A 6,709-nucleotide genomic window follows, 5' to 3' on the forward strand; every position below is an offset into this window, starting at 1 on the left:
TTATTAAATCAACGAATACAGGCCACCTGAAAAGTGTAACTAGAATCGCCTGATTCTCTATTAGAACGACCATCAATCATTTCAATCGAGTAGTGCCCCCCCCCACTGTTCGCGGTGCTGGTCCAATAGTTACGAGTACCTCCACATTCGCCAACCGGCCAACCGTACTTACTACACATTTCCGTATTTGTTATATAACCAGAATTTGGAAAAAACGTTGGAGACGAGGTCTTGCTAACGAAAAGCTGCCGCATTTCATCCCTCGTGGGTATGCGCGCTCCCATCCCCACGCAATAAGCATGAGCCTGGCCATAACTACGATTAACCGCTATTGGAGCAATAAAATTATCGATATCAAGCGCGGCACCAGCCCCCTTCACAATAATACCCGACGAGACAGACGTCAAACCGCTGGACGGCTCGGTGATTGCCGGGTTGGTCTTGGGTATCACTTGAATCGTTAAGGTTTGGTTTTCATCGGCAGATACAGTGCGATAGGTACTAGAATTAGTACCTATGTTTGTACTACCTCTACGCCACTGATAGGTAGAGGTATTTTTAACATCTCCGTCGTTATCATAAAAATAGGACGAATTGACGACCAACGTATCGCCAATTCGAGGCTGAACACCTACTGCTGTCTGGTTACTTATGCTGACTCCACGCGCTTCTGGAGCATGCCCCTTAACAATACCCGTAGTCGTACTCATATCCGCCGCTTGAATGCCAACTGCCATCGCCGCCAGCAGTACACCACCGGCAAGGTAGGATATTTTGAAATTACTCATATTCTCTTCCTCATCAATTCATTCGGACCACTGTCTATCCTGGCCCTCGACACGAAGTTTCTGCAATGCCTCAACCATCTCGCGATGTAGCTGCTGAATCCTTCACTCATTAGTTGCGATCATTCCCTTCCAGGAAATGTCGTTTATATCTAGGACACTGCTTCGACAAACCTGTTGAAGAGACACCGGCCTTACTCCGGCGGTATCCAGCCCCCTGTTTGACGAGTTCAGTAACTGGTCACTTTCCGTCGTCTTTATATGAGGCGTATTTTCCCTTTTAGGAAAACGTTGTTCCGCCAGTAATGCCTTCTAATCCTGTAGGTAAATCCTTCAGTGCTCGGTTGTCGTTCTACCGACACTGCCAACCCGCTCAACACCAATGCCATCCGCCCCTTGCCATTGGCGTTGAAGCGTTGGCGGCACCTGCAGCGCGGGTCGAGCCCGCCATCAGCGGGCCTGCGAGCCGTGGGGTAACTTCAATGTGTTGATGGAGTGTTCCTCATTCATTCAATCGGGCCACCTTCAATTCAGGCCCGTCACACCAAGGGTCAACCGCAGCCGATCATGACTGAACAACTACGGCCTTCCTTGTGTGTAATTTGCAGTCATCTCCCGTGAGGCGATGACCTCTGTGTGTTCAGCGTTGCAGCTTCACGCCAGCGTGAAACGAGTTCGGGCAGCGGAATCACCCGCTGCCCGACCGTATTACTGCTTGCTCACCTTGACGCGGATCTTGCGAAGCTGATCGCCCTTCTCCGGTACATAGGTCTCGGCATTAGTACCGATGTTCATGTAGTTGCTGTCGTTCGCTACCGTCTGGATCTCCCACTGATAGCTCAGGGTTGGCACACAGGTCGTCGCACAGGTGACTTCAGCCGTGAGTGGTGTACCCACCTTCGGATGACCATTCGCATCGAGGCCCAGGATCTTCACCGTTGCGGGTGCGGTTGGGTCGATAACTACTGGACCGTCCGGCAGAGATGCACTGGTCACTGTCTCGGTATTACCGGTGACGTTGCCGCCGTTTTTCGCCTGGACCGACAGCTCCAGAACCTGACCGACATCCGCTTCCGCGATGCGGTAAGCCGGTACTTCGCCGCCGATGGTCACTTCATCAGTGCCCACGTTTGCCATGGTGCTGCCTTCAACACCCCAGGCGTAGGTCGACTTGTCACCCTTCGAACCGGTCTTGGCATCGAAGGTGTAGCTCGCCGACAGGTCTTCCCCCGATTGCAACACGCCGCGCAGGGTCACACCGCTGATAGCTGGCGCTACGGTTGGATCAATAACGATCGGACCACCCGGCAACGAAGCGGTGGTATCGGTCATCGTGTTACCGGTCTTGTCGCTACCGTTTTTCGCTTTAACCGACACTTCCAGTACCTGACCGACGTCAGACGGCTGGATGGTGTAGCTCGGTACTGCACCACTGTTGGTGACTGCAGAACCGCTGGCCACATTGGCGACGGTGCTGCCTTCAACGCCCCAGGCGTAGGTCGACTTGTCTTCGGTGTTGCCCGACTGGGCATCGAAGGTGTAGCTCGCCGACAGCGACTGGTGTACTTCCGGGATACCGGACATGCTCAGGCCAGTGATGGCTGGAGACGCTGCCGGATCCGGAACAGTTGGACCGCCCGGTACCAAGGCACTGGTGTCGGTCAGGGTGTTACCGGTCTTGTTGATACCGTTTTTCGCTTGCACCGACACTTCTAGAACCTGACCGACGTCAGAAATCTGAATGGTGTAGCTCGGCACCTGACCGCTGGTGATCACTTCATCAGTGCCCACATTGGCTACCGTGCTGCCTTCAACGCCCCAGGCGTATGTCGACCTGTCGTCCTTGTGGCCAGTTTTGGCGTCGAAGGTGTAGCTCGCCGAAAGGGCTTTGCTAACTTCCAGATCGCCGGACATGCTCAAGCCACTAATAACGGGTGCTACCGTCGGGTGGATGATCACCGGACCATCAATCACGCTTGGTGCCACGTCCGTACCGATGCTGTCGGTGTTACCCGTCACGCCGGCACCGTTCACAGCGGTCACTTCATAGGTCAGTACCGCACCCACGTCACCATCAGTCACGGCATAGCTGCTGTCAGTGTCGGTGCTCGCGCCGCCCGTCCATTGCATGGTCGAAGCGTCAGTGGCGTTGCCGCCGTTAGCATCGAAGCTGTACTCGCCCACCAGGATTTCACCCACGTGTGCTTTACCAACGATGTCAGTCACATCAACGATCGGCTTGTTAGCCGGGTTGGTGATCACCGGACCATCAATCACGCTTGGTGCCACGTCCGTACCGATGCTGTCGGTGTTACCCGTCACGCCGGCACCGTTCACAGCGGTCACTTCATAGGTCAGTACCGCACCCACATCACCTTCAGTCACGGCATAGCTGTTGTCAGTGTCGGTGCTCGCGCCGCCCGTCCATTGCATGGTCGAAGCGTCAGTGGCGTTGCCGCCGTTAGCATCGAAGCTGTACTCGCCCACCAGGGTTTCACCCACGTGTGCTTTACCAACGATGTCAGTCACATCAACGATCGGCTTGTTAGCCGGGTTGGTGATCACCGGACCATCAATCACGCTTGGTGCCACGTCCGTACCGATGCTGTCGGTGTTACCCGTCACGCCGGCACCGTTCACAGCGGTCACTTCATAGGTCAGTACCGCACCCACATCACCTTCAGTCACGGCATAGCTGTTGTCAGTGTCGGTGCTCGCGCCGCCCGTCCATTGCATGGTCGAAGCGTCGGTGGCGTTGCCGCCGTTAGCATCGAAGCTGTACTCGCCCACCAGGGTTTCACCCACGTGTGCTTTACCAACGATGTCGGTCACGTCAACGATCGGTTTACTTGCCGGATCGGTGACCACTGGACCTCCGATTACGCCCGGAGCGATTGCAGTGCTGATGCTTTCGGTATTGCCGGTGGCACCACCAACGCTTCTTGCCGTCACTTCGAAAGTCAGAACCTTACCTGTGTCGCCTGCATCCAGTACGTACTGAGTGTCGGAATCAGCATGGCCACCATCTTTCCAGGTGTGGATTGAATCGTCTGAGCCTGCAACCCAACCCCAATGACAGTCGTACTGTGCAAAGTCATAGCTACCGACCAGGGTCTGTCCAACTTCGAGAGTACCGGTGATGTCGAGGTTAGATACATTCACTGGGTACTGCGGAGGAGCCAAACAAGTACCCATGCCTGGGGCATCTGTCGTATTGATCCTATCGGTGTTGCCGACCACATTCGCACCGTTCATGGCGGTTACTTCATAGGTCAGAATCTTGCCCGCGTCTCCCGCCGTCAGCACATAGCTGGCATCGGTGTCGGTGCTCGCGCCGCCCAGCCATTGCATGGTCGAAGCGTCGGTAGCGTTGCCGCCGTTGGCATCGAAGCTGTACTCGCCGGTCAGAGTCTCACCGACTTGAAGTCTGCCTTTGATGTCGGTCACGTCAATGATCGGCGCCTTGGTCGGATCAGAGATGGTCGGACCATCGATTACACCCGGAGCCACGGCAGTGCTGATGCTGTCAGTGTTACCGGTCACGGCTGCGCCGTTCACCGCGGTTACTTCAAAGGTCAGTACCTGGCCCACGTCACCCGAAGTCAGCGCGTAGCTGGCATCAGTGTCGGTGCTCGCGCCGCCCAACCATTGCATGGTCGAAGCGTCGGTGGCGTTGCCGCCGTTGGCATCGAAGCTGTACTCGCCGACCAGGGTCTGGCCTACGTGGGCAGTACCTTTGATGTCGGTCACGTCAACGATCGGTTTACTTGCCGGATCGGTGACTACTGGGCCTCCGATTACGCCCGGAGCGATTGCAGTGCTGATGCTTTCGGTATTGCCAGTAGCACCACCAACGCTTCTTGCCGTCACTTCGAAAGTCAGAACCTTACCTGTGTCGCCTGCATCCAGTACGTACTGAGTGTCGGAATCGGCATGGCCACCATCTTTCCAGCTGTGGATCGAATCGTTCGAGCCTGCGACCCAACCCCAATGACAGTCGTACTGTGCAAAGTCATAGCTACCGACCAGGGTCTGTCCAACTTCGAGAGTACCGGTGATGTCGAGGTTAGATACATTCACTGGGTACTGCGGAGGAGCCAAACAAGTACCCATGCCTGGGGCATCTGTCGTATTGATCCTATCGGTGTTGCCGACCACATTCGCACCGTTCATGGCGGTTACTTCATAGGTCAGAATCTTGCCCGCGTCTCCCGCCGTCAGCGCATAGCTGGCATCGGTGTCGGTGCTCGCGCCGCCCAGCCATTGCATGGTCGAAGCGTCGGTGGCGTTGCCACCGTTGGCATCGAAGCTGTACTCGCCGGTCAGAGTCTCACCGACTTGAAGTCTGCCTTTGATGTCGGTCACGTCAACGATCGGCGCCTTGGTCGGATCAGAGATGGTCGGACCATCGATCACACCCGGAGCCACTGCGGTGCTGATGCTGTCAGTGTTACCGGTCACGGCTGCGCCGTTCACCGCCGTCACTTCAAAGGTCAGAACCTGGCCCACGTCACCCGAAGTCAGCGCGTAGCTGGCATCGGTGTCGGTGCTCGCGCCGCCCAGCCATTGCATCGTCGAAGCGTCGGTGGCGTTGCCGCCGTTGGCATCGAAGCTGTACTCGCCGACCAGGGTTTGGCCTACGTGGGCAGTACCTTTGATGTCGGTCACGTCAACGATCGGTGCCGGGTTTTTCACATCAGGACCGCCAACTACGCCAGGCGCAGTTGCAGTAGTGATGCTATCGGTGTTACCGCTCACGGCCGCACCGTTCATCGCAGTCACTTCGAAGGTCAAAACGCTACCCACATCGCCGATATCCAATTTGTATTCAGCATCGGAATCCGAGTGACCACCGTTCAGCCATTGCATAGTCGAAGCGTCAGTGGTGTTACCGCCGTTGGCATCGAAGGTGTACTGACCACGCAATGTCTCACCAACGACTACGGTACCTTGAATGTCAGTAACGTCGACGATCGGCTGACGCGGATTAGGATCATTCGGGTCCAGCGGATTGCTGCCACCGTCAACTTCTTCCTTGTCCGTCAGGCCATCGCCATCGGTGTCAGGCTTGGTCGGATCGGTGCCATGAATAGTTTCGTCGGTATCTATCAGGCCGTCACCGTCGGTGTCGGTACGATTCACAGGATCGTTCGGATCCAATGGATTGCTGCCGCCGTCGACTTCTTCCTTGTCCGTCAGGCCATCGCCATCGGTGTCAGGTTTGGTCGGATCGGTGCCGATTACACCTTCTTCGGTGTCGGTCAGGCCGTCACCGTCGGTATCGGTACGGTTTACAGGATCGTTCGGATCCAGTGGATTGCTGCCGCCGTCAACTTCTTCCTTGTCCGTCAGGCCATCGCCATCGGTGTCAGGTTTGGTTGGATCGGTGCCGATTACACCTTCTTCGGTGTCGGTCAGGCCGTCACCGTCGGTATCGGTACGGTTTACAGGATCGTTCGGGTCCAGTGGATTGCTGCCACCGTCAACTTCTTCCTTGTCCGTCAGGCCATCGCCATCGGTGTCAGGTTTGGTCGGATCGGTGCCGATTACACCTTCTTCGGTGTCGGTCAGGCCGTCACCATCGGTGTCGGTACGATTTACAGGGTCGTTCGGGTCCAGTGGATTGCTGCCGCCGTCGACTTCTTCCTTGTCCGTCAGGCCATCGCCATCGGTGTCAGGTTTGGTCGGATCGGTGCCAATCACACCTTCTTCGGTGTCGGTCAGGCCGTCACCATCRGTGTCGGTACCGTTCACAGGATCGTTCGGGTCCAGTGGATTGCTGCCGTTGTCGACTTCTTCCTTGTCCGTCAGGCCATCGCCATCGGTGTCAGGTTTGGTCGGATCGGTGCCAATCACACCTTCTTCGGTGTCGGTCAGGCCGTCACCATCGGTGTCGGTACCGTTCACAGGATCGTTCGGGTCCA

At 56.4% G+C, this 6,709-nt stretch carries 2 protein-coding genes; both read right to left on the reverse strand.

Annotation, left to right across the window (positions count from 1 at the left end; translation table 11 throughout):
- Positions 1-8 precede the first annotated feature (8 nt).
- Entirely contained in the window at positions 9-788 is a 780-nt protein-coding gene (locus EAH78_RS31600; RefSeq protein ID WP_140672213.1) for a DUF1566 domain-containing protein, read from the reverse strand.
- 705 nt (positions 789-1,493) lie between these two features.
- Complete coding sequence (locus tag EAH78_RS32240) at positions 1,494-6,692, reverse strand: ZirU family protein (protein WP_205017982.1); 5,199 nt, start codon at positions 6,690-6,692, stop codon at positions 1,494-1,496.
- Positions 6,693-6,709 lie beyond the last annotated feature (17 nt).

Source organism: Pseudomonas arsenicoxydans, from assembly GCF_006438915.1.
Taxonomy (GTDB): Bacteria; Pseudomonadota; Gammaproteobacteria; order Pseudomonadales; family Pseudomonadaceae; genus Aquipseudomonas; species Aquipseudomonas arsenicoxydans_A.

Excerpts from the sequence above, each read along its gene's own strand:
- EAH78_RS31600 (WP_140672213.1), bottom strand. The coding sequence starts at position 788 with ATGAGTAATTTCAAAATATCCTACCTTGCCGGTGGTGTACTGCTGGCG.